24 protein-coding genes are annotated in these 26,559 nt (G+C 72.8%); 14 read left to right on the top strand and 10 right to left on the bottom strand.

Annotated elements, in window-relative coordinates:
* Nucleotides 1-173 precede the first annotated feature (173 nt).
* Nucleotides 174-1,004 carry an alpha/beta fold hydrolase gene (locus ACF09K_RS16740; protein ID WP_392244201.1) on the top strand — a complete coding sequence of 277 codons (831 nt, stop codon included), beginning with the start codon at nucleotides 174-176 and terminating at the stop codon, nucleotides 1,002-1,004.
* Here the strand turns inward: ACF09K_RS16740 and ACF09K_RS16735 are convergent.
* Nucleotides 994-1,407, bottom strand: coding sequence for an ATP-binding protein (locus ACF09K_RS16735; RefSeq protein WP_392244200.1), 414 nt, complete (start codon nucleotides 1,405-1,407; stop codon nucleotides 994-996). The genes ACF09K_RS16740 and ACF09K_RS16735 overlap by 11 nt on opposite strands.
* Before the next feature lie 337 nt (nucleotides 1,408-1,744).
* Nucleotides 1,745-2,317, bottom strand: a complete 573-nt coding sequence (locus ACF09K_RS16730; RefSeq protein WP_392244198.1) for a DUF4383 domain-containing protein — start codon at nucleotides 2,315-2,317, stop codon at nucleotides 1,745-1,747.
* A 187-nt stretch (nucleotides 2,318-2,504) separates the two neighbouring features.
* On the opposite strand from ACF09K_RS16730, the gene ACF09K_RS16725 reads away from it, so the two are divergent.
* Nucleotides 2,505-2,687 (top strand): hypothetical protein, encoded by a 183-nt coding sequence (locus tag ACF09K_RS16725; protein ID WP_392244197.1) that lies wholly within the window; start codon nucleotides 2,505-2,507, stop codon nucleotides 2,685-2,687.
* Between the two features lie 277 nt (nucleotides 2,688-2,964).
* On the opposite strand, the gene ACF09K_RS16720 is transcribed toward ACF09K_RS16725, so the two are convergent.
* The 3 genes from ACF09K_RS16720 to ACF09K_RS16710 all read right to left on the bottom strand — a co-directional run bounded on the left by ACF09K_RS16720 (nucleotide 2,965) and on the right by ACF09K_RS16710 (nucleotide 4,390).
* Entirely contained in the window at nucleotides 2,965-3,309 is a 345-nt protein-coding gene (locus tag ACF09K_RS16720) for a DUF3140 domain-containing protein (RefSeq protein WP_392244196.1), read from the bottom strand.
* A gap of 6 nt (nucleotides 3,310-3,315) precedes the next feature.
* Complete coding sequence (locus tag ACF09K_RS16715) at nucleotides 3,316-3,549, bottom strand: DUF2945 domain-containing protein (RefSeq protein ID WP_392244194.1); 234 nt, start codon at nucleotides 3,547-3,549, stop codon at nucleotides 3,316-3,318.
* Nucleotides 3,550-3,712: 163 nt separating this feature from the next.
* The gene (locus ACF09K_RS16710) at nucleotides 3,713-4,390 is read right to left on the bottom strand and encodes an alpha/beta fold hydrolase (protein WP_392244192.1); all 678 of its coding nucleotides are present in this window, start codon (nucleotides 4,388-4,390) and stop codon (nucleotides 3,713-3,715) included.
* Between the two features lie 234 nt (nucleotides 4,391-4,624).
* Here ACF09K_RS16710 and ACF09K_RS16705 point away from each other — a divergent pair, with 234 nt between their 5' ends.
* Nucleotides 4,625-5,209: a sigma-70 family RNA polymerase sigma factor gene (locus tag ACF09K_RS16705; protein ID WP_392244190.1), complete on the top strand. Its 585-nt coding sequence runs from the start codon at nucleotides 4,625-4,627 to the stop codon at nucleotides 5,207-5,209.
* The gene (locus ACF09K_RS16700) at nucleotides 5,206-5,958 is read left to right on the top strand and encodes an anti-sigma factor domain-containing protein (RefSeq protein ID WP_392244188.1); all 753 of its coding nucleotides are present in this window, start codon (nucleotides 5,206-5,208) and stop codon (nucleotides 5,956-5,958) included. Before ACF09K_RS16705 ends, ACF09K_RS16700 begins: the two co-directional genes overlap by 4 nt.
* Before the next feature lie 231 nt (nucleotides 5,959-6,189).
* On the opposite strand, the gene ACF09K_RS16695 is transcribed toward ACF09K_RS16700, so the two are convergent.
* From ACF09K_RS16695 to ACF09K_RS16685, 3 genes are all read right to left on the bottom strand, one after another.
* Nucleotides 6,190-7,038, bottom strand: coding sequence for a carbohydrate ABC transporter permease (locus ACF09K_RS16695; RefSeq protein WP_392244186.1), 849 nt, complete (start codon nucleotides 7,036-7,038; stop codon nucleotides 6,190-6,192).
* The gene (locus tag ACF09K_RS16690) at nucleotides 7,035-8,012 is read right to left on the bottom strand and encodes a carbohydrate ABC transporter permease (protein WP_392244184.1); all 978 of its coding nucleotides are present in this window, start codon (nucleotides 8,010-8,012) and stop codon (nucleotides 7,035-7,037) included. The genes ACF09K_RS16695 and ACF09K_RS16690 overlap by 4 nt, the downstream gene beginning before the upstream one ends.
* A 198-nt stretch (nucleotides 8,013-8,210) precedes the next feature.
* Nucleotides 8,211-9,530, bottom strand: coding sequence for an ABC transporter substrate-binding protein (locus ACF09K_RS16685; protein ID WP_392244183.1), 1,320 nt, complete (start codon nucleotides 9,528-9,530; stop codon nucleotides 8,211-8,213).
* A gap of 268 nt (nucleotides 9,531-9,798) precedes the next feature.
* Between ACF09K_RS16685 and ACF09K_RS16680 the strand changes: the two genes are divergently transcribed.
* On the top strand, nucleotides 9,799-12,261 hold the full coding sequence (locus tag ACF09K_RS16680) for a glycoside hydrolase family 2 protein (protein ID WP_392244181.1): 2,463 nt from the start codon (nucleotides 9,799-9,801) through the stop codon (nucleotides 12,259-12,261).
* Complete coding sequence (locus ACF09K_RS16675) at nucleotides 12,258-13,295, top strand: LacI family DNA-binding transcriptional regulator (RefSeq protein WP_392244179.1); 1,038 nt, start codon at nucleotides 12,258-12,260, stop codon at nucleotides 13,293-13,295. The genes ACF09K_RS16680 and ACF09K_RS16675 overlap by 4 nt, the downstream gene beginning before the upstream one ends.
* Before the next feature lie 65 nt (nucleotides 13,296-13,360).
* Here the strand turns inward: ACF09K_RS16675 and ACF09K_RS16670 are convergent, their stop codons facing one another.
* Nucleotides 13,361-14,713 (bottom strand): cellulase family glycosylhydrolase, encoded by a 1,353-nt coding sequence (locus ACF09K_RS16670; protein WP_392244177.1) that lies wholly within the window; start codon nucleotides 14,711-14,713, stop codon nucleotides 13,361-13,363.
* A 494-nt stretch (nucleotides 14,714-15,207) separates the two neighbouring features.
* Here ACF09K_RS16670 and ACF09K_RS16665 point away from each other — a divergent pair, with 494 nt between their 5' ends.
* The 6 genes from ACF09K_RS16665 (at nucleotide 15,208) to ACF09K_RS16640 (ending at nucleotide 22,400) form a co-directional block, all read left to right on the top strand.
* Nucleotides 15,208-15,510: an ArsR/SmtB family transcription factor gene (locus ACF09K_RS16665; protein WP_392244175.1), complete on the top strand. Its 303-nt coding sequence runs from the start codon at nucleotides 15,208-15,210 to the stop codon at nucleotides 15,508-15,510.
* A complete protein-coding gene (locus ACF09K_RS16660) occupies nucleotides 15,507-15,899 on the top strand; it encodes a VOC family protein (RefSeq protein WP_392244173.1) in 393 nt (130 codons plus the stop codon). The genes ACF09K_RS16665 and ACF09K_RS16660 overlap by 4 nt, the downstream gene beginning before the upstream one ends.
* 480 nt (nucleotides 15,900-16,379) lie before the next feature.
* A complete protein-coding gene (locus ACF09K_RS16655) occupies nucleotides 16,380-17,561 on the top strand; it encodes a PP2C family protein-serine/threonine phosphatase (RefSeq protein ID WP_392244537.1) in 1,182 nt (393 codons plus the stop codon).
* Nucleotides 17,562-17,651: 90 nt separating this feature from the next.
* Nucleotides 17,652-18,152, top strand: coding sequence for a hemerythrin domain-containing protein (locus ACF09K_RS16650; RefSeq protein ID WP_392244172.1), 501 nt, complete (start codon nucleotides 17,652-17,654; stop codon nucleotides 18,150-18,152).
* Between the two features lie 265 nt (nucleotides 18,153-18,417).
* Nucleotides 18,418-19,089 carry a LysE family translocator gene (locus ACF09K_RS16645; protein WP_392244170.1) on the top strand — a complete coding sequence of 224 codons (672 nt, stop codon included), beginning with the start codon at nucleotides 18,418-18,420 and terminating at the stop codon, nucleotides 19,087-19,089.
* Nucleotides 19,090-19,400: 311 nt separating this feature from the next.
* Nucleotides 19,401-22,400: a carbohydrate binding domain-containing protein gene (locus ACF09K_RS16640; RefSeq protein WP_392244168.1), complete on the top strand. Its 3,000-nt coding sequence runs from the start codon at nucleotides 19,401-19,403 to the stop codon at nucleotides 22,398-22,400.
* Between the two features lie 95 nt (nucleotides 22,401-22,495).
* Here the strand turns inward: ACF09K_RS16640 and ACF09K_RS16635 are convergent, their stop codons facing one another.
* On the bottom strand, nucleotides 22,496-24,835 hold the full coding sequence (locus ACF09K_RS16635; protein WP_392244166.1) for a heavy metal translocating P-type ATPase: 2,340 nt from the start codon (nucleotides 24,833-24,835) through the stop codon (nucleotides 22,496-22,498).
* A gap of 241 nt (nucleotides 24,836-25,076) precedes the next feature.
* On the opposite strand from ACF09K_RS16635, the gene ACF09K_RS16630 reads away from it, so the two are divergent.
* Complete coding sequence (locus tag ACF09K_RS16630) at nucleotides 25,077-25,634, top strand: CGNR zinc finger domain-containing protein (RefSeq protein ID WP_392244165.1); 558 nt, start codon at nucleotides 25,077-25,079, stop codon at nucleotides 25,632-25,634.
* A 73-nt stretch (nucleotides 25,635-25,707) separates the two neighbouring features.
* Nucleotides 25,708-26,463, top strand: a complete 756-nt coding sequence (locus tag ACF09K_RS16625) for a hypothetical protein (RefSeq protein WP_392244163.1) — start codon at nucleotides 25,708-25,710, stop codon at nucleotides 26,461-26,463.
* The last annotated feature ends 96 nt before the right edge of the window (nucleotides 26,464-26,559 follow it).

Here is a 26,559-nt window from a genome sequence, read left to right as displayed (position 1 = left end):
CGCCGCCCCGCGCCGTGCTCCCGCAAGCGCGCCCTCCGGCGAGGGGGTAGGGTCCGGAGGTGCCCGCAGTCGCGGCAGCCCCGGTCGGCGCCTCCACGCGCCCCGACCGCCCCGCGAGGCTGCCGCTTCTCGTGAACTCCCCGACGGGGAAAGACAAGTGGGAAGGATCTGCCATGGGCACGGTCACCACGAACGACGGCACCGACATCTTCTACAAGGACTGGGGTCCGCGCGACGCCCGGCCGATCGTCTTCCACCACGGCTGGCCGCTCAGCGCCGACGACTGGGACGGCCAGATGATGTTCTTCCTCAACGAGGGATATCGCGTGATCGCCCACGACCGGCGGGGCCACGGCCGCTCGTCCCAGAGCCCGACCGGCCACGAGATGGACACCTACGCCGCCGACGTCGCGGCCCTGACCGAGGCCCTCGACCTCCGGGAGGCCGTCCACATCGGCCACTCGACCGGTGGCGGCGAGGTCGCCCGCTACGTCGCGCGCGCCGAGCCCGGCCGGGTCGCCAAGGCCGTCCTCGTCGGTGCCGTGACCCCGATCATGCTGCGCACCCCGGACAATCCCGGCGGCCTGCCGATGGAGGTCTTCGACGGGTTCCGCGCCGCCCTCCTCGCCAACCGCGCCCAGTTCTACCGCGACGTACCGGCCGGTCCGTTCTACGGCTTCAACCGGCCCGGAGCACAGGTGTCGCAGGGCGTCGTCGACAACTGGTGGCGGCAGGGCATGCAGGGCGCGGCCAACGCCCACTACGAGTGCATCAGGGCCTTCTCGGAGACGGACTTCACGGACGACCTCAGGCGGATCGAGGTCCCGGTCCTCGTCGCCCACGGCACCGACGACCAGATCGTCCCCTACGAGGACTCGGCACCCCGGGCGGTCGAGCTCCTGCGGAACGGCCGGCTCAAGAGCTACGAAGGGCTGCCGCACGGCATGCTGACCACGCACCCCGAGGTCCTCAACCCCGACCTGCTGGCCTTCGTCAAGGAGTAGGCGCCTCCGTGTCGAGCGTCACGTGCACGGTCTTGCCGCCCAGGGCGGGGACGACCGTGACGGCGTCGCCGAGGAGGGCGACCAGGGCCAGCCCGAAGCCGCCCCGCTCCCCGGGCACGCTCCGGCGCTCGGGGAGGTCCTCGCTCTCGTCGGCGACGCCGATGTCCAGCAGCGTTCCCCGCATGGTGAGGGTCAGCACGCACGGCCCGCGCGCGTGGTGGACGGCGTTGGTGACCAGTTCGGAGACGATGAGCACCGCGTCCGCGGCGCGTCGCGTCCCACCGGCCTCGGCGGCGAGCCACCTGGTGGCGTAGCGGCGCGCGGTACGGGGGGCGTGCGCGTCGTAGGGGAGGAAGACGGTGAGGCGTCGCATGGGGGTCGCCGTCGGTGGGGTGATGGTCATGACCGCTTGCCTCGGGGGTTCGGCCGGGACGTGCTCGGTGCCGGCGTTCCGCCGGTGTCGCGGCGCCGCGACACCGGCGGACATGCGCCGTCCCGTGCCGTCAGCGGCCCTGGGGGAGGAGCCGGCGTCCTGGGCGGGCGCCCGTCGCGCGCGGGCGGCGTTGCTCGCCCGCGCGTCGCGGCAACCGCTCGCCGTCGGCGCGGGAGCCCGGCGGCGGAACGGTGCGCGCCCGGTCGCCGTGACGGCCGGGCGCGCACCGGTGCCCCGCCGCTCCCGGGGCGTCCAGCGCTCCCGGCCGACCGGTGGCAGGTGCCGCCGGTCGGCCCGGAACGCGGTGTCACTCGGCATGGCCGGTCAGGGCGGGGCCGGCCGCGGCGTCGGTGTGGTGCCCGGGGAGGTTCGCGGCGCCGGTGAGGGCCCGCCGGCGCGCGAGGGACTCCCGGGCCGCCTCGCGCGGGTGGCGGCGGCGCCAGTAGGGATTGTCGTGGGACAGCCTGCTGGAGACGCGGCCGTACATGCCGAAGGTCAGGATGACCAGGCCCATGATGAAACTGAACATCACGTTGGTCATGCCGAAGTCGAGGACGTTGGCGGGCTTGTCCAGGACGAAGATGTGGGCGAAGCCGCTGAGCAGGAAGAGCGTGCCCACGGTCATGTTGAGGGTGGAGGCGAAGTTGCCGCCGATGACGCCGCCCACGACGAGGGCGAGGCCGACGACGACGGAGACGAGGCTGAGGACGCCGTTGGTGGTGAGCCCCGCGAGGCTCTGGCCGTCGGTGTCGAACGGGCTGAGCCGGTCCGCGAAGCCCAGCACGCCGAAGACGAGCAGGACCACGCCGCAGAACGCGGCTCCGTAGCGGTACACCGTGGCGAGCTGGTGATCGACGGGAAGCTCGTCGCTGAGCCTCATGGTGTTTCCTTTCCGGCCGGGGAGGCGGTTGGCTGCCGGGCCACCGAGCCCTGCGCCGCTCCCTCTCGTCCCCTTATTCGGGACATAGGGTGCGAAAGGTTGCACCGGGATGGGGCATTCCGTTGGGGGATCGTTCCCCGCCTTGAGATGATCGCCGGACGGCGGGAACGAGGCAGGGGCGGGGAACATGGTCGTGGTGCTGCTGCTGGGCGTCCTGGCGCTGGTCGTCGCGGGGTGCGTCTGCGTGGTGTGGGCGGCCCGCGGCGGGCCCCGCTGGGCCCGCGTCGTGGCGGCCGTGACGCTCGCCGCGGCCGGACTCCTGCGCGTCGGCTCGACGAACAAGCGGACCACGACCAACGGCGACGACTAGGGCGTGTTTCGAAAGTCCCTCCCCCAGAGGGGGTGCCCCCAGCCCGGCGACGCCTGGCACGCACTCCCCCAGAGGGGGCACCCCCAGCCGCGTTGTCGGGATCACCCCGATACAACCAGTATCGGGGCGACCCTCCGCCTTGCGATCGCACGCACCAGACGCGGCCGGGCCTGCCCTTCGGGCAGACGACGCTACTTTCGAAACACGCCCTAGGACGTGACGCGCGGGCCGACGCCGTGCGGGCCGGCGCCGGCCCGCACGGCACGCGGCACCGGTCCTACGCGTCGCCCTCGCCCGCGAGCGGATCGTGTCCCCAGTTCTTGAGCGAGTGGCGCCAGCGCGAGTCGCGTACGTCCCCGGACGGGCGCTGCGCGAGGTGGCGGCGGACGTAGCCGACGACCTTGCGCATGTGCTGGTAGTCGGCGTCCGACAGGTCGTCCTTGCGGGTCCTGAGGATGCCGAGGACGCGACGGCCGGAGGCGTGCCCGGTGGATTCCTCACCGTCCTCGTGCTGCCCGGCGCCGAGCGACTCCTCCGTCCCTAGCCACTCCTCCAGTTCCGAGGGCGCGATGTTGACCACTTCCCGGAACTCGTGCCACGTCCGCTCCCGCTCCTCGTCCACGGCGCCTCACTTCCCGCGCTTCTTCAGGGCGGACGGCTTGTGGACGGCGGAGCGCCCGGACCTGTCGCTGCGCACCTCGTACTGCGGCTCCTCGGGCGAGGCGTCCACGGTGCGCCCGGCGGCCTCCGTCCGCTCGGTGATCTTCTTCTCGACCCGCCCCGTCGTCTCGCTGCCGTGGCTGTTCCACGCCACCTCGTCGCCCTCGCCCGGTCCCTCGGTCCCGCTGCCGTCCTCGGCCATGGCTGCGCCTCCTGATGTCGCGGCGCGACCCCGGAGGTCCCGTACCGGGGCCGCGGTCGGTGCTTCCACCTTGGGGGCCGGTCCGGCGGACCGCATCCCGGCGTCCGTCCCCGCACCGGTCGCCCGGCCCGTCCGGTGCGGGGGACCGCGCGGGACTGGGGGGCTACGCCGGCCCCCGTGCGACCGCCAGCAGGCCGGCGACGGCCGAGCCCGTCGTACGGTGCCAGGTTCCGCTGTGGCGGAGCATGGCGTGGTCGCCGCCCGCCACGGGAAGGAAGCGGGCCCGCGCGCCCGCCCGGAGGGCCCGCCGCACGTACGTCGCCGACGCGCGCGGGTCGGTGACGCGGTCGCGGTCCCCGTGGACCACGACCAGGCCCTTGTCCCGCAGGTGCGCGACCGGCTCCCCGGCGGGGCACCACGGGGCCAGGGCCACCACGGACCGTACCCGGGGCGCCGAGGCGGCGCGCAGGGCGGCCCGTCCGCCCATGGAGTGGCCCACCAGGACGACCGGGACGTCACCGACGAGACGGGCCAGCTCCGCCAGCGCCCGCCGAGCGTCCCGCAGGGGGTCGGCGGCGTCCTGGTTCCAGCCCCGCACCCGGTAGCGCACCGTTCCCAGGAGGACGTCGTCGTCCGGCACGGCGGCGGCGACGGCCCGGACCACGGGCCTCATCCGCACGGCCGCAGGATGCCAGGGCCGCGAGGGGGCCCGGCTGTCGGACCTGCCGCCGTGCAGGAACAGCACCGCGGCGCGGGTCGTAGGGGGGACGCGGTGGGTCAGCAGGGCGCCGGCGGGCTCGAGCGCCACCTGCGGGGGCGCTTCGTCCTCGGACGCGGGCATCGGTGCTCCTCGGTGTCGGCGGGGGTCTCCCGGCCGGGAGACCGGTGATCCCCCCATCATCCGTCGCGGGCGGTCCGGCGGTTCGGTCCGCCGGCGCCGCGCTGTCGCCCGTTCTCGTGCCCGCCTCCTCGTACCCCGTCCGCGACCGCCCGCCGGTGGTGTACGACTGGGACCAATCCGCCGCCCTCCGGGGACCGGATTACCGGTGGAAGAGCCCGATCCCGGAGGACCCTTGTGAAAGAAGCCGTCTACATCGGCACGAACCCCGTGGCGAAGCCGGACCTGGAGGAGCTGCTGAGCCGGGTGGCCCTCGGCGACGAGAAGGCGTTCGCCACGGTCTACGACACCGTGGCGGGGTCGGTCCTCGGGGTCGCCCGCGCCGTCCTGCGCGACCGGGCCCAGTCGGAGGAGGTGGCCCAGGAGGTCCTGGTGGAGGTGTGGCGTACCGCGCCGCGCTACCGGGCCGACCGGGGGACCGCCATCAACTGGATCCTGACGCTGGCGCACCGCCGTGCCGTCGACCGGGTCCGCTCCGTGGAGGCCGCGGCCGTCCGCGACCACAAGGCGGCGCTGCTGGACCGGACACCCGAGTACGACGAGGTGACCGAGCAGGTCGAGGCACGTCTGGAGCGGGAGCAGGTACGGCGCTGCCTGCGCACCCTGACCGACATCCAGCGGCAGGCCGTCACGCTCGCGTACTACCGCGGCCTGACGTACCGCGAGGTGGCGGAGGCGCTCACGCTTCCGCTCGGCACGGTCAAGACCCGACTGCGCGACGGACTCATCCGGATGCGCGACTGCCTGGGGGTGAGCGCGTGACGACCGCCGATCTGCACCGCATGACGGGTGCCTACGCCCTGCACGCCCTCCCCCCGGACGAACGCGAGGACTTCGAGCGGCACCTGGAGCACTGCGAGCTGTGCGTGGAGGAGACCGCGGAGCTGTCCGCCACCGCCGCCCGCCTCGGACTGGCGGCGTTCGCCACGCCCGCCCCGGTGATGCGCGAGCAGGTCCTGCGCCGCATCACCACCGTCCGGCAGGCCAGTCCCGGCGGACCCGCGCCCACGCGTCCGGTCGGGGCCGCCCGGCGCATGCGGACGATGTCGCGGTGGGCGCTGGCCGCCTGCGTCGCGGCCGCCGCCGGACTGGGCGGCGCGACCGTGTGGCAGCACCAGCGTGCCGAGGACGCCCGCGGGCAGGCCCGTGCCGCCGAACGGAGCGTCGACGAGATCACGGCCGTCCTCACGGCCCCGGACGCCAGGACCAGCACCGCGCGCCTGGCCGACGGCGCCACCGGCACCGTCGTCGTCTCCGGCGGCCGGGACAGGGCCGTCTTCCTCGCCTCCGGGATGGAGCGGCCGCCCTCCGGGAAGGTCTACCAGCTCTGGTTCGACGACCACGGCACCATGCGGTCCGCCGGTCTGATGGATCCCGACCGCACCGACCAGGCCGTCGTCATGGCCGGATCCCTGGACGGGGCCTCCGGAATGGGCATCACCGTGGAACCCGAGGGCGGTTCGCGCCGGCCCACCTCCGATCCGGTCGCCGTGATGGCGTTCACCACCTGAGCGGACCCGAACGGACCGGACCTGAACGGACCGGACCTGAACGGACCGGACCTGAACGGACCGGGCCCGAACGGACCGGGCCCCGCCGGCGTCGGCGGGACCCGGTCCTTCTTCGCGCGTCACTCCTCCGTCACCCTTCCCTCGCGCATCGGGTGCGCGGCCGGCGCGGGACCCCGGCTCCGCGGCCGCCCGCCGAGGAGCCGGGGCGCCGCGAAACCGGGGCGCCGGGCCTCACTTGGTCGCGCCCCGCGCGAACCCGTTGTAGAGGTAGCGCTGGAGGAAGAGGAACACGAGCAGGGTCGGTACGATCACCAGGATCGTGCCGGCCGAGATGTTCTCCCAGTGCGCGCCGAAGGGGCCCTTGAAGCGGAACAGCGCGGTGGAGACGGTGCCCAGGTCCTCCGAGGGCATGTAGAGGAAGGGGATGTAGAAGTCGTTGTAGACGGTGATCCCCTTGATGATCACCACGGTGGCGATCGCCGGCTTGAGCAGCGGCAGGATGATCTTCCAGTAGATGGTGAGGGCGTTCGCCCCGTCCAGGCGCGCGGCCTCGTCGAGGGAGACCGGGATGCCCCGGACGAACTGCAGGAAGACGTAGATCGAGACGATGTCCGTCCCCATGTAGAGCAGGACGGGCGCCCACAGGCTGTTGAACAGGCCGAAGCTGTTGACCACCTGGAAGGTGGCGACCTGGGTGGTGACCCCGGGCACCAGGGTGGCGATCAGGAACAGCGCCATGACCGGCTTCTTCGCCCGGAAGGCGAAGCGGTCGACGGCGTAGGCCGTCATCGAGCCGACGAGGACCGTTCCGGTGATCGAGAAGAGCAGGATGAACGCGGTGTTCGCGAAGGCGGACAGCATGTGGCCGTCGGTGAAGGCCGTCGCGTAGTTGCCGAAGTTGAGCCAGTCGCGCGGCAGTGTCAGGGCGCCGCCGTCGGCGACCTCCTTCGAGGTCTTCAGCGAGGTCAGGAAGACGACGACGAGCGGCACCAGCACGATCAGGGACGCGGCGACCAACGACAGGTAGGTCAGGGCCGGAGCGATCCGGCGACGGCGTACGGCGGGCGGCGGCGTGGTCATACCAGATCCACTTTCTCGTCGGGCACGAGGCGGCGCTGGATCCAGGTGACCAGCAGGACGATCAGGAGCAGGACGACGGCGGCGGCGGACGCCAGGCCCGTCTTGTTGAACTGGAAGGCGAGCTTGACCGTCTGGATGACGAAGGTCGAGGTGCCGGTCGCGCCGCCGGTCATGACGTACGGGATCTCGAAGACGGACAGCGAGCCCGAGACGGCCAGGACGACGCTGAGGCTGACGACCGGTCGGATGCCCGGGGCGATGATGTGGCGGAACTGCTGCCACCGCGAGGCCCCGTCCAGCTGGGCCGCCTCGTACAGTTCGGCCGGGATCGACTGGATCGCGCCCAGGAACAGCACGAAGTTGAGCCCGGTGAAGCGCCAGACGGACACCCCGGCCAGCGAGGTGTTCGCCGACGCGGGGTCACCGAGCCACGCGTGGTCGGAGCCGGCGCCGAAGAGGGACAGCACCGAGTCCAGCGTGCCGCCGTCCTGGAAGAAGTAGAGGAAGACGAAGCCGATGGCCACGCCGTTGACCAGGTAGGGGAAGAACAGGATGCCCTTGAAGAGGTTCCGCAGGCGCAGGTCGAAGCTGAGGACGGTCGCGAAGTACAGGGCGATCACGATCTGCACGGCGGAGGCCGCGAGGTAGTAGAAGCTGACGAAGAACACCCGGAACAGTTCGGGCCGGGTGAGGATCTGGCGGTAGTTGTCGAGGCCGGTGAAGTCGCGGTCCGGGCTGACGCCGTCCCAGTCGGTGAGGCTGTAGAAGATCATGTTTCCCACGGGCACGTAGGTGAACGTGATCAGCAGGGCCAGCGGGGCGGCGAGGAAGAACCACGGGGTGAGGCGGCGCAGCAGCGGGGGGCCGCCGCGGGGAGAGGGGCGGCGCGACCTGCCGGGGGGTGGGGTGGTGGCGCGCGGCGTTTTCGCCGATGCCGCCTCGGCCGCCTCGGTCGTCTCGGTCGTCTCGGGCATGTCGGGCCTTTCGTCGTCCGTCGGTCCGTCGGTCCGTTGGTCCGCCGATCCGCTGGTCCGCCGATCCGCTGGTCCGCCGATCCGCTGGTCCGTCGACTCGTCGATTCGTGGCGGGTGGCCGGCCCCGTCCGTCGGTCGGGGTGCGGGGCCGGTCACGGCCGGGGGAGGGGGAGAGGGAGGGGGAGGGGCCGGCCGGGGTCAGGAGCCGACGGTCCGGGCCGCCTCGTTCCACCGCTTGTCGAGGTCCGCGAAGAAGTCCTCCAGGTCGCCCTTCTGCGCGCCGCGGGCGAGGTCGACCAGCTTCTGCCGGTAGTCCGGCTTGTTGAGGCCGATCTCGGCCGCGTTGTCGATCGCGTTCACCTCGCCGGTCTTCGCCTCCGAGCGCTCCAGGAAGGTGACATCGTTGTCAACGAAGTCCTCAAGCGTGCTGGGCATGGGGTCGGACTTCAGCGCGGAGACGGCCCCCTCCTTGGCGGCGAAGCCGGACTTCTCCGCGAACCAGTCGATCCAGGCCCGCGCGGCGGCCTTGTGCTCGGAGTGGGCGTTGACCGCCTGCTGGTAGTCGGAACCGAGGACGGCGCAGTACCTGCCGTCCTTCTGCGCGGGGAAGGGCATGAAACCGATGTCGCCGGGATCGGTGCCGGCCTGCCGGGCGGCGTCGCGCATCTGGGTGATGGCCCAGGACCCCAGCTGCATGGTGGCGATCTCGCCCTTGGCGATCATGCCTTTGGACGCCTCCCAGTTGGTGGTGCTGGGGTCCTTCTCCGACAGGCCGGACGTGACGACGTCGTGCAGGAGCGAGTCGATCGTGCGCAGCTCGCCGCCCTTCCTCCAGGGCGACACCGGCCCGGCCAGCTTGTCGTTGGCCCGGGCGTCGCAGGTGACCGAGCCGATGGCGTTGCTCCACGCGGTCAGCGGCCAGCCGTCCTTGAAGTTCGTGTAGTACGGCACCGCATCCGTCCTGGACCCGATCGCCTTCAGGTCGTCGACGAACTCCTCCGGCGTGGTGGGCCAGGCGGTGACGCCCGCCTTCCTCCACACGGCCTTGTTGTAGAGGAAGCCGTTCGCGGTCCCGAAGGTGGTGATGCCGTAGATCCTGCCGTCGACGTCGGCCCTGTCGCTGAAGCGGTACCTGGCGCCCAGCTCCGCGCGGCTGCCCAGAGGGGCGAAGAACTTCGGGTAGTCGTTCTTGGCGACGGCGGCCGGGATCATCAGGACGTCACCGTAGTCCTCGGTGTTCATCCGGATCTTGACCTCCCCCTCGTAGTCGGTGAGGGCCTCGAACTCCACCTTCACCTTGGGGTGGGTCTTCCGGAACTCGGCGGCGTACTCGTCCATCGTCCCGTTCTGGACGAGGTCGGTGCGGTGTGTCAGCACCTTGATGGTGCCCGAGGCGTCGGCGGGATCGGCGGGTGCCTCCGCCGCCTCGCCGGAGGCCGTGCTCTGGCCACTGCAGCCGGCGACGGTCAGGATGGTGGCGGCCAGAAACACTCCGGTGAGCGACTTCTTCGTCCCCATGTGCCCAGCTCCTTCAGGATTGCGGCTCAGCTCCGCGGGTGGGATGTGGGCACTATGGCAGTCGTCGATTAACCGGTAAAGCTGAGAATTCCCGCACGATACGCAATCGTTACCCTGGGTGGCGAGAAGTCGATCCTGACGTGCGACGCGTCACGGAAGGAGATCATGGAGCCGACTAGACCGGTTTATGGACAGCGGTTGATCAGCGGGCTAGGTTGTCGGCCGTTGTCCCTCCACCGGGGCCCGATTCAGGCGATGGGAGCCGCACATGAAGGACGTCACCCAGCTCGCGGAGGGCTGGAGCCTGCGCCATGGGCGGGAACTGCTGGAGGCCACGGTGCCCGGCTGCGTCCACACCGACCTGCTGGCCGCCGGCGTCATCCCCGACCCGTTCACCGGACTCAACGAGACGGAGGTCGCCTGGGTCGGCCGTCGCGCCTGGACCTACGTCCGGGATCTCGGGGATCCCGGGGATCACGCGCACGGAGGCGCGCACGAGCGCACCGACCTGGTCCTCGACGGCCTCGACACGGCCGCCCGCCTCACCCTCGGCGGCCGCCCGGTCGGCACGACCCGCAACATGCACCGCCGCTACCGCTTCGACGTCACCGGCCGCACCGGGCCGCTGGAGATCCGCTTCGCCTCCGCCTACGACGAGGCCGCGGCCGTGCGCGCCGTCACCGGGGAACGGCCCAACGTCTATCCGGAGCCCTCCCAGTACATCCGCAAGATGGCCTGCGGCTTCGGCTGGGACTGGGGCCCCACGCTGGTGACCGCCGGCATCTGGCGGCCCGTGCGGCTCGAACACTGGTCCACCGCCCGCATCGCCCGCGTGCGCCCGCTCGTCACCGTCGACGAGGGCACCGGCCGGGTGGAGGTGCGACTCGAGGTCGAACGCACCGAGGGAGGGCGGGAGCGCACGCTGCGCGCCGAGGCCCGGCTGGCCGGCGCCCGCGCCGAGGCCGTCCTGACCGGCGACGAGGCGGTCCTGCGCCTGGAGGTGCCCGACGCGCGCCTGTGGTGGCCCCGCGGATACGGCGAACAGCCCCTGTACGACCTCCACCTCGCCCTGAGCGACGACGAGGGCGCTCCGCTGGACACCTGGCACCGCCGGATCGGCTTCCGCACGGTCGCGCTCGACCGCTCGGCCGACGAGCACGGCACCGGCTTCACCCTCGTCGTCAACGGCGTGCGCGTCTTCGCCCGCGGCGTCAACTGGATCCCCGACGACGCCTTCCCCTCCCGGATCACCCCCGAGCGCTACCGGACCCGGCTCACCCAGGCCGCCGAGGCCAACGTCGACCTGGTGCGGGTCTGGGGCGGCGGCATCTACGAGGACGACGCCTTCTACGACGCCTGCGACGAGCTGGGTCTGATGGTGTGGCAGGACTTCCTCTTCGCCTGCTCCGCCTACCCGGAGGAACAGCCGCTGCGCGGCGAGGTGGAGGCCGAGGCGCGCGACAACGTTGTCCGGCTCATGCCGCACCCCTCCCTGGTCCTGTGGAACGGCAACAACGAGAACCTGTGGGGTTTCCGCGACTGGGGCTGGGAGGACGCGCTCGCCGGCGACTCCTGGGGCGAGGGCTACTACCTCGGCCTGCTGCCCCGCGTCGTCGCCGAGCTCGACCCGACCCGCCCCTACACCGCCGGCAGCCCCTGGTCCGGCTCCTGGGACCACCACCCCAACGACCCCGCCCACGGCACCCATCACTCCTGGGAGGTGTGGAACCGTCAGGACTACGCCGAGTACCGGGCGAACGTCCCCCGCTTCGTCGCGGAGTTCGGCTGGCAGGCGCCGCCCGCGCAGGCCACCCTGCGGCGAGCCCTGCCCGGCGAGCGGCTCGCCCCCGACTCCCCGGGCATGCTCCACCACCAGAAGGCCGAGGACGGCAACGGCAAGCTCGACCGCGGCCTCGCGCGCCACTTCCCGCCGCCCGGGGACGACTTCGACCGCTGGCACTACCTGACCCAGCTCGTGCAGGCCCGGGCGGTCGCGGCCGGCATCGAACACTGGCGCTCGCACTGGCCCGTCTGCGCGGGCACGATCGTCTGGCAGCTCAACGACTGCTGGCCCGTCACCTCCTGGGCCGCCGTCGACGGCGACGGCCGCCCCAAGCCCCTCTACCACGAGCTGCGCCGCGTCTACGCCGACCGGCTCCTGACCCTGCAGCCCGGCCCCGACGGCCCGGTGCTCGCCGCGGTCAACCAGGCCGCCGAGCCCTGGCCGACGGCGGTGACGCTGCGCCGGTGGCGGGCGGACGGAACCCTGATCCACGAGAGCGTCCTCGACGCGGAGGTCGAACCCCGCTCGGTCGTCCGGCTCCCGGTGCCCCCCGACCTCGTCCCGGACCCGCGGTCGGCGAAGGAGTTCCTGGTCGCCGACACGGGGGCGTCCTCCCGCCCGGGCGACGGCGGGGGCGAGGGCGGGGAAGGGCTGCGGGCGCTGCACTTCCCGGTCGCCGACAAGGACTTCGCCTACCCGCGGCCCGTCTACGACGTCGCCGTGGAACCCGTCCCCGGACAGCGGGATAGAGTCGACGTCGTGGTGAGCGCCCGTACCCTCGTCCGAGACCTCCTGCTCCAGGCCGACCGGCTCGGACCGGCCGCCGTCTGCGACCGGGGCCCGCAGACCCTGCTGCCCGGCGAGCGGGTGCGGATCCGGGTCACCGGCTGCGACGGCGTCGACGTACGGGACGTCCGGGCCGCCCTGTACTGCGTGGACGTGACGTGAGCAGTCTGACGGAACGCGTCACCATCAAGGACGTCGCCGCCCGCGCCGGGGTGTCCAAGGGCGCGGTGTCGCTGGCGTTCAACCACAAGCCCGGTGTCTCCGCCGCCACCCGCGAGCGGATCTTCGAGGCCGCCCGGGAGCTGGGCTGGGCCCCCAGCGCCACCGCCCGCAGCCTGTCCAACCGGCGGGTGGACGTCGTCGGACTCGTGCTGTGCCGGCCCGCCCGGCTGCTCGGCCTCGAACCGTTCTACATGGAGTTCGTCTCCGGCATCGAGAGCGTCCTCGCGGAGCGGTCGTGCTCGCTGCTGCTGCGGCTGGTGCGCGACCTCGACGAGGAGGTCGCCGTCCACAAGGCGTGGTGGAGCGGCCGGATGATCGCCGGGGCGATCCTGGTGGACCTCCGCGAGGACGACCCCCGGCTGCCCGCCCTCGAGGGCCTCGGGCTGCCCGCCGTGGCCGTCGGCCACCCCCGCCTCACCGGCCCGTTCCCGGCGGTGTGGACCGACGACGCCTCCGCGGTCGGTGAGGCCGTCCGCTACCTGGCGGCGCTCGGCCACCGCCGGATCGCCCGCGTCGGCGGCCCGGCCGACCTCGGCCACAGCGTCATCCGCACGCGGGCGTTCGCGTCCACGATGCGGGAACTCGGGCTGGAGGAGGCCCGCCAGATCGCCACGGGCTTCGAGGAGGAGGAGGGCGCCCGCGCCACCCGTTCGCTGCTGCTCGCCGCCGACCGGCCCACCGCCATCGTCTACGACAACGACATCATGGCGGTCGCGGGCGCGGGCGTCGCCGCAGAGATGGGCTTCGCCGTCCCCGACGACCTGTCACTGGTCGCCTGGGACGACTCCCAGCTGTGCCGCATCACCCACCCGACGCTGTCGGCGATGAGCCACGACGTGCACCACTTCGGAGCGGAGGTGGCGCGGGTCCTGTTCGACGTCGTCGACGGGACCCGGACCGGTCCGCACCAGGCGCCGACGCCCACGCTGACCCCGCGGGGCTCCACCGCCCGGGCGCCCAGGGCCGGCGGGTAGCGCGGTGAACGCGCGCAGGGCCGCTCCACCGGGGAAGCGACCCTGCGTCGGCCTGTCTGCCGCCGTCAACTCGTGGTGCAGACACTGCCGTTGAGCGTGAAGGAGGCGGGAACGCCGTTGGTTCCCGCGGTGGAGGAGGCGCTGAAGCCGAAGCTCACCGTGCCGCCGGCCGGGATCGTCTCCGTCCAGGACTCGTGGGTGGCCCGCACCTGACGCCCCTGCTGGGTCGCCCGGGCGTTCCAGACGTGGTTGATCTTCTGCTCGCCGGGGAACGCGAAGTCGAGCTGCCAGCCCTTCACGGCCGTGCCGGCGGTGTTGCGCACGGTCACGTCCGCGTTGAACGAACCGCCCCAGTCGCTGAGCCGGTAGGTGACCGCGCAGCCTCCCCCGGCGGAACCGTCGTCCGGGCCGGAGCCGAAGACGCCCGCCTCCCGTGCGGTCTGCCTGATGCCGTCGCTGCCGTCGAAGACGCGGCGGCCCCAGTCGGTGAGCCGGGAGGCGTCGAAGCCGGTGGCCATGTCGAGGTACTCGACGCCGCCGCCGTTGCCGCTCCAGGACCACCCCAGATACCCGACGCCGAGGCGCTGGGCCGCGGCCATGACGGCGTCCTCGTCCGGGTTGCCGTCCGAGTGGTCGTTGCCGAATTCACCCACCACAATGGGCAGCTTCTGTGAGGTGAACCGGTTCAGGTAGTCGTTCACCTCGGCGGCGGTGTCGAAGACGCCGTACATGTGGATCGAGAAGACGGTGTTGCGGTCGGGATCGGCCGCGAAGACCTTTCCGGCGTTGTCCCGCATGGTGAACGACCAGTCCTGCCCCCAGTTGGGCGCGTCAACCATGAGGGTGTGGTCGAAACCGGCGTCGCGCATGCGCGTGACGGCGTTCTGCGTGTCCGAGGTCCACGCCGCGTAGCCGGAGTTCCCGTACGGCTCGTTGCCGAGGTTCAGGACGACGTACTTCTCCTGGCCCCGCAGCACGTCCCGGACGCCGATCCAGTAGTCCACGGCGCGGGCCAGGGACGCCGCTCCGGACTGCTCGCCGTAACCGGTGGTGTCGTGCGCCTCCAGGACGCAGATCAGGCGGTCCCGCTTGCACTCGGTGATGATCGCGGCCACGTCGGCGGCCTCCGTCCTGGTCCAGCGGTCCCCCGTGGCGAGGACCACGCGCACCGAGTTGGCGCCCAGTGCCTTGACGTCCTTCAGCGCCTGCGGGGTCCGGGTGGGATACCAGGCGTGGGCGTGGTTGACGCCGCGCAGGACGAAGTCGTCGCCGTTCGCGTCCAGCAGGCGGCCGTCACCGACGTGGAACCCCGTCCCGGCCCGCGTCTCCGCCTGTGCCGGCGGCGGGGCGGCCAGTAACGAGGCCGCGACGGCCAGCAGTGCTCCCGCCGCGGTGGCCAGTCCTCTTCTCATTCTCATCGCTGCTCCCAAGGTCGTCACGGTCGCGGACACGCGTGCTCGCCTTTCCCGGCCGTGCCCGGGCGGCAAAAGGGGTGCCTCGTGTCTGCCGGGAACCCCGTCGCCCGGGTCCGGTGCGCGACTCGCACCGGGCGGCGGGACGTCGGGCGACCGCGGCGGACCGTCACCCGTCCTCCGTGGTCGGGAAGGAGACGGGCGGCGGGGATGACCCTCCGGTCCGCGGTCGTGGGAGAGGCTAGAAGGAGACGTGGCGCACAGACAACCATTCGAGCAAAACCGGTTAAGTTTAGTTCCGGTTGAGTTCCGGGAAAGCCGGGAAAGTGAGACGCAGTGGGACGGAACGGCGCTCCCGCCTCCCGCGGGTGTCCCTCTCCCGTCGGCGGCCCGGATCACCCGTGTCCGGTGACGCGTGGGGGCCGGACTCCGTGGGGCGGCCTCCGCCCGTCGCCCGCGCCGACTTGATAGGCAAGTGAGTACTTGCCTATCCTGGGGTGGTGGCCGACGACGTCTTCAAGGCTCTGGCCGACCCCACCCGTCGCGCCGTCCTCGACGAGCTCACCGAGAAGTCCGGGCAGACGCTGTTCGAGATCTGCTCGCGGCTGACCATGAAGCACGGGCTGGGCATCTCACGCCAGGGCGTCTCCCAGCACCTCGCCGTGCTGGAGGCCGCCGGGCTCGTCGAGACCCGGCGGGAGGGCCGCTGCAAGTTCCACGACCTGAACACGACGCCGCTGCGGCAGATCGCCGAGCGCTGGCGCGTGCCCGACCCCTCAGGACCGCAGGAGAGCACCCCGTGAAGATCCATCTGACCAGCGTCTTCGTCGACGACCAGGCCGAGGCCGAGCACTTCTACACCGAGGTCCTCGGTTTCGTGAAGAAGCACGACGTCCCGCTGGGCGGGGACGCCCGGTGGCTGACCGTCGTCTCGTCCGACGAGCCGGACGGCACCGAACTGCTCCTGGAGCCCGCCGGGCATCCGGCCGTCAAGCCCTACCGCGACGCACTCGTCGGCGACGGCATCCCGCTCGCCCAGTTCGCCGTCGACGACGTGACGGCTGAGTACGAGCGCCTGCGCGGCCTCGGCGTCCGCTTCACCCAGGAGCCGCTGGAGATGGGCCCCGTCACCACGGCCGTCTTCGACGACACCTGCGGGAACCTGATCCAGATCGCGACCAGGCCGCAGTAGGCGGCCGGCTCCCGTGCGGGCCCGTTCGCCGTGGTGCCGCTCCGCGCGGCCGAGCCGCGCCACCCCGGAAAGCCGCCACCCCGGAAAGCCGCCACCCCGGAAAGTCGTCACGACGGGGAGGGATGAGGGATCGGCTTCGGGGTAGACGCGCAGAGCGGCAGGGAGTCGCGGCACAGCCTGGGGAGGTCGGTGCCGCCCTCCCTGTCCGATGTTCCGGGGCCCGCGCACACGTGCCGTGAGGGACGGGCCGCCCGGCCGCACGACGCGGTCCCGGCCGACGCGGGTGCCCCGGGCCTGCCGCCGGGAGGCCCGGGGCGTGTGAGGGCCGGTGCGGTGCGAGCGGCCGGAAGGGGCCCGACATGATGTATCCGCCCGTGAGGTGCCCGGCCGCGCCGGCGCCCGGTGGTCCGCGTGGGTTCCGTCCGACGAGGGGTGTACGGCGTGGTTGAGCGGATCGCGGCGGCGCCGCTGCTGGAGCTGATGCAGATCAGCCACACGGTCACCCTGGAGCAGCTTCCGGCGCTGATCGCCGGGCACGCCGCCCTGGCCGGCCTCCACGAGACGGCCGTCTTCGTCGTGGACCTCCGGGAGACCGTGCTGCGTGAGCTCACCGGCAAGGGGCCGCGAGCCGGCGACGGCGGCCAGGAGTTCGGTGTCGAGGGCAGCCTGCCCGGACAGGCCTACCAGCGCGTGGACCTCCTCGCCGAGCAGGGCAGGACGGGCGGCGGCCGGGAGCGGCGGCGGTGGTGGGTGGCGGTCACCGACGGTGTGGAGCGCCTGGGCGTGCTGCGGGCCGACACGGACACCGACGACGAGGTGACGCGCCAGGCGTTGCGCGACCTGGCGTCGACGACGGCCCTGCTGCTGCTCAGCAAGCGCTCCTTCAGCGACTCCTACGCCCGCCTGGTGCGCACCGAGCCGATGAACGTGGCGGCGGAGATGCAGTGGAACCTCACCCCGCCACCCGCCTTCGCCGGCCATGACGCGACCGTGGGCGCGGTGATGGAACCCGCCTACCAGGTCGGCGGGGACGCCTTCGACTACGCCGTGGCCGGCAGCACCCTCCACCTGAGCGTCTTCGACGCCATGGGCCACGACACCACGGCCGGCATCACGGCCAACGTGGCCGTGGCCGCCTGCCGCAACGCCCGCCGCCAGGGCGCCTCGCTGACCGGGACCAGCGAGCAGGTGGAGGCCACCCTGATCGAGCAGTTCGGCACCAGCCGCTACGCGACCGGCGTCCTGGCCGACCTCGACCTCGTGACCGGCCGGCTGACGTGGATCAACCGAGGCCATCCCCCGCCGATCCTGCTGCGCGGCAACCGGTGGATCACCGAGCTGGTCTGCCCGCCGGCCGGTCCGATGGGCGCCGACCTGGGCCTGCCGGTGACCGTGGCCGACGAGCAGCTGGAGCCCGGTGACCGTCTGCTGATGTACACGGACGGCGTCATCGAGGCCCGCGGCCCCCACGGCGAGCAGTTCGGGCGGGAGCGGTTCATCGACTTCGTCCACCGGCACCACTCCGGCGAGCACACGCTGCACGAGACCCTGCGCCGGCTGATGGCCGCCGTGCTGGACCATCACGACGGCACCCTCGAGGACGACGCCACCGTCCTGATGACCGAGTGGCGCGGCGGCCACCAGCGGGAACTGGTCCCGTGAACCGCGCCGCGGAGCGGGGAGCGCTGAAGTCGTCGAGCGGGGGTAGCCGATCCCGGCAAGGTTCCCTCGTACGAAAGTGATGGCTGCCGCATGGCCGAGACACGAGACGTCGTCGAACTCATCCTCCGGGACCACCGCAGGATGGAGGACCTCTTCCGCCTGATGCGCAGCGTCGAGGCCGACCGGGCCGCCGCCCTGCGGGAGTTCGCCGATCTGCTGATCGCGCACGCACGGGCCGAGGAGGCGGAGGTGTACCCCGCCCTCAAGCGCTACAAGAAGATCGACGACGAAGAGGTCGAGCACGGCGAGGAGGAGCACGAGGAGGGCAACAAGGCACTCCTCGAACTCCTGGAGGTCGGGGAGGCCGGGGAGGTCGGCTCCGAGGAGTGGGACGAGAAGCTGGAAGCGCTGGTGGAGGCGGTCACCCACCACGCCGACGAGGAGGAGCGGACGATCCTCAACGGCGCACGCGAGAACGTCGCCACGGAACGTCGGGAGGAACTGGGGGAGGCCTTCCTGGCGGAGCGTGGGCGCCAGTTGAAGGCGGGCTGCGGCACGCTGGAGAACGTGCGCGCGCTCGTCGGCTCCTGACCGCCTCCGCGTCGCGGTGCCACCGGGCCGGGGCCGGGGCCGGGGGACCCGGCCCGGCCCGGTGAGGAACGCGGGAGGGGTGTGGGCCCGCCGGCCGCGGAGGCCGTCGAGCCGCGCGGGCGGGGTCAGGGGCGGCGCGCCGCCCGCACCGTGCGCTCGGTGCGCACGCGGTCGCGCCGCGCACGGCGCATGAGGTGCCACCGAGGTGGAACCCGGGACGCCTGATGTGGACCCGCCGGCCGGGTGCACGGGACGGAGCGGGCGGATGCCGGTCGACCTCGCGGCGTTTCTCGGTGTGGTGCTGCTGGCCTATCTCGTTCCGGGACCGGACTTCCTGGTCATCGTCAGGGCGGCCGCACGGCGTTCCGCGCTGGGCAGGGCGGCCGCGCTCGGGGCGCAGACCGGGCTGTGCGTGCACATGGGTGCCGCGGCCCTCGGATTGTCGGTGATCGCCGCGGGGTCAGCGCTCGCCTTCACCGTCATCAAGTTCGCGGGTGCCGGATACCTGGCGTATCTCGGTGTCCGTGCCCTGATCGACGCTCGGCGCGGCACCGGTGACCGGCCCACGCGCGTCGAGGGAGCCGTCCCGTCGCCCCCGGAGCGCGACGCGGGCCGCGAGGGGCCGACGGCCGTCGCGGCGAGCCGCCGCGACAGCTTCGTGCAGGGCTTCCTCACCAACGTCCTCAACCCCAAGGCGGCGTTGTTCTTCCTCAGCGTCCTGCCCCAGTTCGTCCGGCACGGCGGCTCACCCACCGGACAGATCTTCCTCCTGGGCGCAGTGGACATCGTGGTCGGCCTCGTCTACTGGCAGGTCCTCGTGAGTGTCGCCGCGCGGTTGCGGTCCGTGCTCGACCGCCCGGCCTGCCGGCGCCGCTGGGAGCTGACGACGGGGTGGCTGTTCATCGGCATCGGCATCGGGATCGCCGCGGCGGAGTGAGACAGCCGGGTCCCGCCCGGTCCACCCCGCCTGGCCCCGGAGCCGGCGTCGGCGCGCCTCTCGGACGACCGGCACCGTCCCGGCACTTTACGAGTCTGTCATGTACCGGTAATTTCCTTGCCGCAAAGACTTGCAGAAAGATTCCGGCTGTCTTTTCAGGCCGGTCGATCCTCGGGCGTCGATCCCCGGGCGTCGGCCCTCGCGGCGCCTCAGCCGCCGGCGGGCGCCCTCGACGCTCCCCACCCGTGCCACCGACCTCGTCACCGCTGAACGCCACGGCCCGTCGCCGCGGCCCCTGCCTGGAGACCCCCATGAGACGCATCCCGCACAGGCTGCTCGGACCACCGGCGGCAGCCACGGCCGCGGCAGCCGTCCTCGGCCTGCTCACGGCCCTTCCCCCCGACGTCGGTCTCACCCCGCAGCCGGCGGCCGCCTCCGGGACCACCGCGACCGTCTTCTACCACACGAAGACCAAGAACTGGGCGGCGTACCACCTGCACTACGCGCCGGACGGCGGTTCCTGGACGGCCGTACCCGGCGTGCGGATGGAGGCCGCCTGCACCGACTGGGTCAAGAAGACCGTCGACCTCGGCACCGCCGGGGGCCTCCGGGCCACGTTCACCGACGGATCCGGCACCTGGGACAACAACGCCGGCAAGAACTACGACCTGGGCACGGGCGACATCACCGTCAAGGACGGCGTCGTCGCCCACTCCGACCCGTGCGCGGGGGCCGGCGACCCGGACCCCACTCCCACTCCCACGACGGGAGCAGGCGCCAAGGCCCTGGTCTACTTCTCCACCGAGGCCCTGGGCTGGACGACCGCCAACATCCACTACCGGCCCGCGGGCGGTTCCTGGACCACCGTGCCCGGCGTCGGCATGCGGCCCGCGTGCACGGGCTGGTGGAAGCACGAGGTCGACCTCGGGACGGCCGCCTCGCTGAAGGCCGCGTTCAACAACGGCAACGGCGTCTGGGACAACAACCGCGGCACCGACTACACGATCGGCGCCGGCCTGTCCACGGTCGAGAACAACACCGTCACCGGCGACGCGGCCGACCCGTGCGCCGCCGAGGTGCCCGACACGAAGGCGCCGAGCGTCCCGACGAAGGTCACCGCCAAGGCCGACGGCGTGTCCGTCGTCCTGACCTGGGAGCCCTCCACCGACGACAAGGCGGTGACCCGCTACCAGGTCACGCGCACCGGCGGCACCAAGGGCACGCTCGTCACCGACGTGGGCTCCACCGTCCTCCCCGACGCGAACCTGGAGGAGCGGACCACGTACACCTACACGGTGAGGGCCGCCGACGAGGCGGGGAACGTCTCCGCCGCCTCCGCCGCGGCGAGCGCCACCACGGGCGAGAAGCCCCCGGCCGCCGCCCCCGGCAAGCCGCTCGGCACCGACCCGCGAAAGGATCCGATCTACTTCGTCCTGACCGCCCGCTTCAACGACGGCGACACCTCCAACAACCGCGGCGGCAGCCAGCACGTCAAGTCCGGCAACGCCGCCAACGACGACCCGATGTTCCGCGGCGACTTCAAGGGCCTCATCCAGAAGCTCGACTACATCAAGGGCCTCGGCTTCTCCGCCGTCTGGGTCACCCCCGTCGTCCTCAACCGCTCGGACTACGACTACCACGGCTACCACGGCTACGACTTCTACCGGGTCGACCCGCGCCTGGAGTCCGCCGGCGCCTCCTACCAGGACCTGATCAACGCCGCCCACGCCAAGGGCATGAAGATCTACCAGGACGTCGTCTACAACCACTCCTCCCGCTGGGGCGCCAAGGGCCTGTCCACCCCGAAGACGTACGGCGTCCGCGACAGCCAGTGGAGCTGGTTCTACGACGAGCCGAACTCCTCCTTCGAGTACGACGGGCTCACCGTGGAGCCGAAGTCCGGGAAGTCGTACTACAACGGCGACCTGTGGTCGACGGCCGAGCCGGCCGGCAACACCTGCCTCGACTGGGGCAAGCCCACCGGCGGCAGGAGCGCCGAGGGCTACACCCTCTACAACTGCCAGTGGCCCTCACCGACCTCCGGCATGTTCCCCGAGGCGCTCTACCACCAGTGCTGGATCGGCAACTGGGAAGGAGAGGACTCCCGTTCCTGCTGGCTCCACGAGGACCTCGCCGACTTCGACACCGAGAACGCGACCGTCCAGAACTACCTGATCGGCGCGTACGACAAGTACATCGACATGGGCGTCGACGGCTTCCGCGTCGACACGGCCGTACACATCCCGCGCACCACCTGGAACCGCCGCTTCCTCCCCGCCGTCCAGGAACGCGTCACCCGGCAGCACGGCGCCGAGGCCGCGAAGAACTTCTTCGTCTTCGGCGAGGTCGCCGCCTTCGTCAACGACAAGTGGAACCGCGGCTCGGTCAACCACTCCGCGCAGTTCTACACCTGGAAGGAGCGCGAGGAGTACGCCGCCGACGACGCCGAGGCCGCGCTGGAGATGTACGACAACGAACAGCGGATCGGCCCGGCCGGCCAGCCCACCAGCACCAACGCCTTCCTCCAGGGCAACAGTTACCACACCCCCGACCACAGCAGGTTCTCCGGCATGAACGTCATCGACATGCGCATGCACATGAACTTCGGGGACGCGCAGAACGCCTTCGGCAACGGCAAGGACTCCGACGACAGCTACAACGACGCCACGTACAACGTCGTCTACGTCGACAGCCACGACTACGGTCCCAACAAGGCCGGTGAGCGCTACGCGGGCGGCACCGACGCCTGGGCCGAGAACATGTCGCTGATGTGGACCTTCCGCGGCATCCCCACCCTCTACTACGGCTCCGAGATCGAGTTCCAGAAGGGCAGGAAGATCGACTGCGGACCCGCCTGCCCGCTGGCGACCACCGGCCGCGCCTACTACGGCGACCACCTGCGGGGCGACGTCAGCGCCTCGGAGTTCGGCAAGGTCGACTCCGCCACCGGCGAGGTCGCGAACACCCTCGCCCAGCCGCTCGTCGGACACGTCCAGCGGCTCAACCGGATCCGCCGCGCGATCCCCGCCCTCCAGACGGGCCAGTACTCCACCGAGGGCATCAGCGGTGGGATGGCCTTCAAACGCCGCTACACCGACGGCACCACGGACAGCTTCGCGCTGGTCACCGTCACCGGCGGCGCCACCTACACCGGCATCCCCGACGGCACCTACCGGGACGCCGTGACCGGCGACACCCGGGTCGTCACCGGCGGAAAGCTCACCGTCGCCGCCCCCGGCAAGGGCAACCTGCGCGTCTACGTCCTCGACGGCCCCGGGAAGATCGGCACGGCCGGCGCCTACCTGAAGTGACGCACCGCCGCGCGAGCGGAGAACGGGTGCCCCCGGCCGATGCGGACGGCCGGGGGCACCCACCCGTACCGGGGCCCCTCCTCACGGGTCCCTCCTCACGGGGCCAGCGAGAAGTAGTTCTCCTCCTCCTGCGTGAAGTGCAGGCGCAGGACCGTGTTCAGCCCGTACAGGCTGGAGCGCAGGTCGTCCAGCTGGCCGGGGGTGAGGCCGCCGTCGGCGTGCGCCAGGCGCAGGTGGGTGGCGATGCGGCGGGAGAGGCGTTCGATCTCGGCGTGGGCGCGGCTCATGGTGGCGGTGGCCTCGGGGCCGCCCAGGGTGGGGGCCAGGGCCGGATAGAGCTGGTGCTCCTCGGCATACTCGTGGGGCAGCAGCCGTTCGGTGAGCAGCCGGTGGGTCTCCTCGACGGCCGCGAGGGCCTGGGGGCCGGGGCCGTCGGAGAGCCGGTCGGCGGCGTCGCGCACGGCCTCGAGGACGTCCTGGAGGTCGTCGTGCTCGGCCGCGAAGCGGTGGACGAGCGCCTCGGCGGCCGGCGTCAGGGCCGGTCGCGCGGACCGGTCGACGCGCAGGGCGCGCAGGGCGTTGAGGATGACCGCGACGTCGATGCCCTCCTGGAGCAGCGCGCCGGCGGCGGGCGGGAGAAGCCCGAACGCGGCCACGGCCATGGCGGCGAGCGACATCAGCATGCCGCCCAGCGCGCTCTGCACGGCGATGCGCCGGGCCCGTACGGCGATGGAGACGGCGTCGGCCAGCCGGTCGACGCGGTCGGAGGTCAGCACGATGTCGGCCGCCTCGGAGGAGGCGGTGGAGCCGCGGGCCCCCATGGCCACACCGATGTCGGCGGCGGCGAGGGCGGGTGCGTCGTTGACGCCGTCGCCGACCATCACGGTGACCGCGCGTTCGCGTTCGGCGCGCACGACGGCGACCTTGTCGGCCGGGCTGAGCCCGGCGCGCACGTCGTCGAGCCCGAGGACGGCGGCGACCTCCTGGGCGGGTTCGGCGCGGTCGCCGGTGAGCATCAGCAGCCGTTCGATGCCCGCCGCCCGCAGGTGGCGCAGGGTGCGGGGCGCGTCGGGCCGGACCGGGTCGCGCAGGAGGACGGCGCCGGCCGGCCGGCCTTCGACGGCCAGCCAGGCGACGGCCGCGCCGTCGAGGAGGGCGCGGTTGTCGACGGCACGGGCCCAGGAGGGCTCCAGGTCCACGGCGTCGAGACGGCCGATGTAGACCCGTCGCCCCTCGACCGTGCCCGAGGCGCCGCGTCCGGGCTCCTCGTCGACGTCCGCCGGGACCGACAGCCCCAGCCCGCGTTCGCGGGCCGCGTCGACGATGGCGCGGGCCAGGACGTGCGGCGAGTACTGGTCGAGGGACGCGGCCAGGCGGAGCACCTCCGCGGGCTTGCGGCCGGGCGCGGCGATCACGTCCACGACGCGGGGGCGGCCGCCGGTGAGGGTGCCGGTCTTGTCCAGCAGCAGGGTGCGGGCGCGGCCGAGGTTCTCCAGGGCGCCGCCGTCGCGGATGACCACGCCGAGGCGGGAGGCGCGGGAGAGACCGGAGACGATCGCGACCGGAGCGGCCAGCAGCAGCGGGCACGGGGTGGCGACCACCAGCACCGCGACCGCCCGTACGGCGGACCCGCTGATCAGCCAGGCGAGTCCCGCCACCACCACGGACAGCGGCAGGAACCAGGCCGCGTACCGGTCGGCGAGCCGCACCACGGGCGCGGACTCCGCCCCGGCCTGCCGGGCCAGGCGCACGATGCCCGCGTAGGTGCTGTCCTGCTCGGTCGCGGTCGCCCGCAGTTCGAAGGCGCCGCCCGCGTTGACCACACCGCTGCGGACCGTCTCGCCCCGCGGCCGCTCGACCTGGAGGGGCTCACCGGTGAGCACCGACTCGTCGAGGACGGCGGCGGCGCTCTCCACCCTGCCGTCCACGGGAACCACCTCGCCGGGACCCACGACGAGCAGGTCGCCGACACCGACCTCGGCCAGCGGCACCGTGTCGACCCCGGCGCCCGTCCGCCGGCGCGCCGATCGCGGCGCGTGCTCCAGCAGGGCGCGCAGGTCGTGCGAGGCGCGCCGCTGGGCGGCCGCCTCCAGGGTGCGGCCGGTCGCGAGCATCAGCGCGATCAGGGCCCCGGCCAGGTACTCGCCCACGGCCAGGGTGCCGCCCAGGGCCAGCACGGCGATCAGGTCGACGCCGGCGCGCCCGTGCCGCAGCGCGGCCACCACCCACCCCACCGCCGGCACCACGGCGGACACCGTGCCCAGGGCCCAGAACAGGTCCGCGAGACCGCCGGCGCCCGCGAGCCAGGCGATGCCGCCGGCCGCCAGCGCCGCCGCCGTGACGGCCAGGAGGACCGGTTCCCACCGGGGGGAGAGGACGGCGCCCGTCAGGCGGCGCGGCCGCCCGCCGGGGGTGGGGCTGGTGGAGTTGTCCATGGCACACCTCGTCCGGCTGTCGCGGCCGCCGCCTTCGGTTCCGTCCTCCTCCATCACACCGCGCCGGCCGCCGTTCCTCCAGGGGACCTGTGGCCCTGCCGCCCGGGCCCTACGGCGGCCGCGCGGGCGCCGACCGGGGCACGGGCCCCTCCCGCCGCTCCCCGAACGGGAACCGGCCCCGGAGCGCACCCCGCGGAAGACGGCCCTTGCGCCCCGATGCGTCACCGTCCAGAATGGTGACATGACGCATGCTTTCCCCGGCGGCGCCCTCGCGCTCGACTTCGCGGGAACGCTGCGCTACCGGCACCGCCCCGAACCCCGTGAAGACCTCTCCTCGCCCGAGAGCCTCAGCGCGTGGTTCCGCGAGAGCGGGATCACGGAGCACGCGATCCCCTGCGAGGCCGCGGACCTCCGGACGGCCCTGGCCCTGCGCGAGGCCCTCCACCGGCTGATCCGGGCGCGGATGGCCGGCACCGCCTACGACCGCGACGCGCTGGCGCTCGTGAACGCGTACGCCCGCAAGCCCGCCCCCGTCCCGCAGCTCACCGCGACGGGGTGCCATGTCGAAGCCCGTCTCGAGCAGGCGTTCGCCGCCGTCGCCCGGGACGCCGTCACGGTGCTCGGCGGGCCGGACGCCGCGCTGCTCAAGGAGTGCGGCAACCCCGAGTGCTCGCAGGTCTACGTCGACCGGTCCCGGGGGGCGCGGCGGGAGTGGTGCGCCATGGATCCGTGCGGCAACAGGATCAAGGCCGCGGCCTACCGTGCCCGCAAGCGGACGAGCGGGCGGAGGACGGCCTGAGGGACCCCGCCGCGCTCGCCCCGACGGACGCGGCCCCCGTGCCGGTGCGGGAGGGCTGCCGCAGACTGTCGGCATGCCCGAGGACGAGACGCGGCGCACCCCGCCGGACCCGCTGCTGCGAGTGATCGACAACCTGGCGCGGTTCCACCGGGAGCACGAGAAGTACTACGCGCAGGCGCCCCTGCGGCAGGCCGCGGAACTCCAGGCGCGGTCCCGGGCGCTGAAGTCGCTGGCCGACCGGTGGAGCGAGGCCGAGGCAGGCGGGCGGAGCGAGGCCGAGGCCGACGGGCGGACGCCGGCGATCGGATTCGCCGGCGCCGAGGACCTGAACGCCCCGGGGCTCGTGGCGGAGTCGGGGATCCTCTTCATGGAAGGGGAGGGGGAGCCCGCGGAACTGCGGAGACTGAGGAGGGACGTCGGCACGATCGCCGAGGACACCGGGCAGAGCGGGGCGTGGCTGGCCGGGGCGATGGAGGAGGCCTGGGAGATCGCCGGAAGCCTGGCCGCCCACCCGGCGCTGGCCGACCTGCTGGGGGAGCGGCACCGGATCATCGCCGACGACTGGCAGTCGGCGGGCCTGCAGACCCTGGTCGCGCGGCTGCTGCGCCGCGCCCTCGACCTGCTGGCCCGGGTCGACTTCGCTCCGGCGGCGCTCCGGGCCGACCTGGCGGGGGAGCGCGACGCCCCCCGTTACCTGTACGCGGCTTCCGAACTGCTCGACCGGGCGGCCGACCTGATGGCGGAGTCGGCGATGCTCGTGCACGGCAACGAGCGGCGCTGGCGCGTGTTCCGCGCCCGGGTCCGCGCACTGCGGTCCGAGCACGGATGAACGGCCGCGCGGGCGGCGCCGGAGGGAGGGCGCGTCCCGCGGTACGGGCGGTGCCGGGAGGGAGGGCGCGTCCCGCGGCCCGGGAGGAGCACGCGT

It is taken from the genome of Streptomyces sp. NPDC014882, from assembly GCF_043081325.1.
In the GTDB taxonomy this organism is placed as follows: domain Bacteria; phylum Actinomycetota; class Actinomycetes; order Streptomycetales; family Streptomycetaceae; genus Streptomyces.
Note: the sequence above shows the minus strand (reverse complement) of the source record. Positions and strands in the feature narration are given on the sequence as shown.

What these genes read in the sequence shown, in the direction of transcription:
- ACF09K_RS16680 (WP_392244181.1), top strand. Translation starts at nt 9,799, where the DNA reads ATGAAGGACGTCACCCAGCTCGCGGAGGGCTGGAGCCTGCGCCATGGG.
- ACF09K_RS16650 (WP_392244172.1), top strand. Translation starts at nt 17,652, where the DNA reads ATGGCCGAGACACGAGACGTCGTCGAACTCATCCTCCGGGACCACCGC.
- ACF09K_RS16670 (WP_392244177.1), bottom strand. Translation starts at nt 14,713, where the DNA reads ATGAGAATGAGAAGAGGACTGGCCACCGCGGCGGGAGCACTGCTGGCC.
- ACF09K_RS16635 (WP_392244166.1), bottom strand. Translation starts at nt 24,835, where the DNA reads ATGGACAACTCCACCAGCCCCACCCCCGGCGGGCGGCCGCGCCGCCTG.
- ACF09K_RS16710 (WP_392244192.1), bottom strand. Translation starts at nt 4,390, where the DNA reads ATGCCCGCGTCCGAGGACGAAGCGCCCCCGCAGGTGGCGCTCGAGCCC.
- ACF09K_RS16690 (WP_392244184.1), bottom strand. Translation starts at nt 8,012, where the DNA reads ATGCCCGAGACGACCGAGACGACCGAGGCGGCCGAGGCGGCATCGGCG.
- ACF09K_RS16725 (WP_392244197.1), top strand. Translation starts at nt 2,505, where the DNA reads ATGGTCGTGGTGCTGCTGCTGGGCGTCCTGGCGCTGGTCGTCGCGGGG.
- ACF09K_RS16625 (WP_392244163.1), top strand. Translation starts at nt 25,708, where the DNA reads ATGCCCGAGGACGAGACGCGGCGCACCCCGCCGGACCCGCTGCTGCGA.
- ACF09K_RS16685 (WP_392244183.1), bottom strand. Translation starts at nt 9,530, where the DNA reads ATGGGGACGAAGAAGTCGCTCACCGGAGTGTTTCTGGCCGCCACCATC.
- ACF09K_RS16730 (WP_392244198.1), bottom strand. Translation starts at nt 2,317, where the DNA reads ATGAGGCTCAGCGACGAGCTTCCCGTCGATCACCAGCTCGCCACGGTG.
- ACF09K_RS16715 (WP_392244194.1), bottom strand. Translation starts at nt 3,549, where the DNA reads ATGGCCGAGGACGGCAGCGGGACCGAGGGACCGGGCGAGGGCGACGAG.
- ACF09K_RS16630 (WP_392244165.1), top strand. Translation starts at nt 25,077, where the DNA reads ATGACGCATGCTTTCCCCGGCGGCGCCCTCGCGCTCGACTTCGCGGGA.
- ACF09K_RS16655 (WP_392244537.1), top strand. Translation starts at nt 16,380, where the DNA reads ATGCAGATCAGCCACACGGTCACCCTGGAGCAGCTTCCGGCGCTGATC.
- ACF09K_RS16645 (WP_392244170.1), top strand. Translation starts at nt 18,418, where the DNA reads ATGCCGGTCGACCTCGCGGCGTTTCTCGGTGTGGTGCTGCTGGCCTAT.
- ACF09K_RS16695 (WP_392244186.1), bottom strand. Translation starts at nt 7,038, where the DNA reads ATGACCACGCCGCCGCCCGCCGTACGCCGTCGCCGGATCGCTCCGGCC.
- ACF09K_RS16740 (WP_392244201.1), top strand. Translation starts at nt 174, where the DNA reads ATGGGCACGGTCACCACGAACGACGGCACCGACATCTTCTACAAGGAC.
- ACF09K_RS16735 (WP_392244200.1), bottom strand. Translation starts at nt 1,407, where the DNA reads ATGACCATCACCCCACCGACGGCGACCCCCATGCGACGCCTCACCGTC.
- ACF09K_RS16640 (WP_392244168.1), top strand. Translation starts at nt 19,401, where the DNA reads ATGAGACGCATCCCGCACAGGCTGCTCGGACCACCGGCGGCAGCCACG.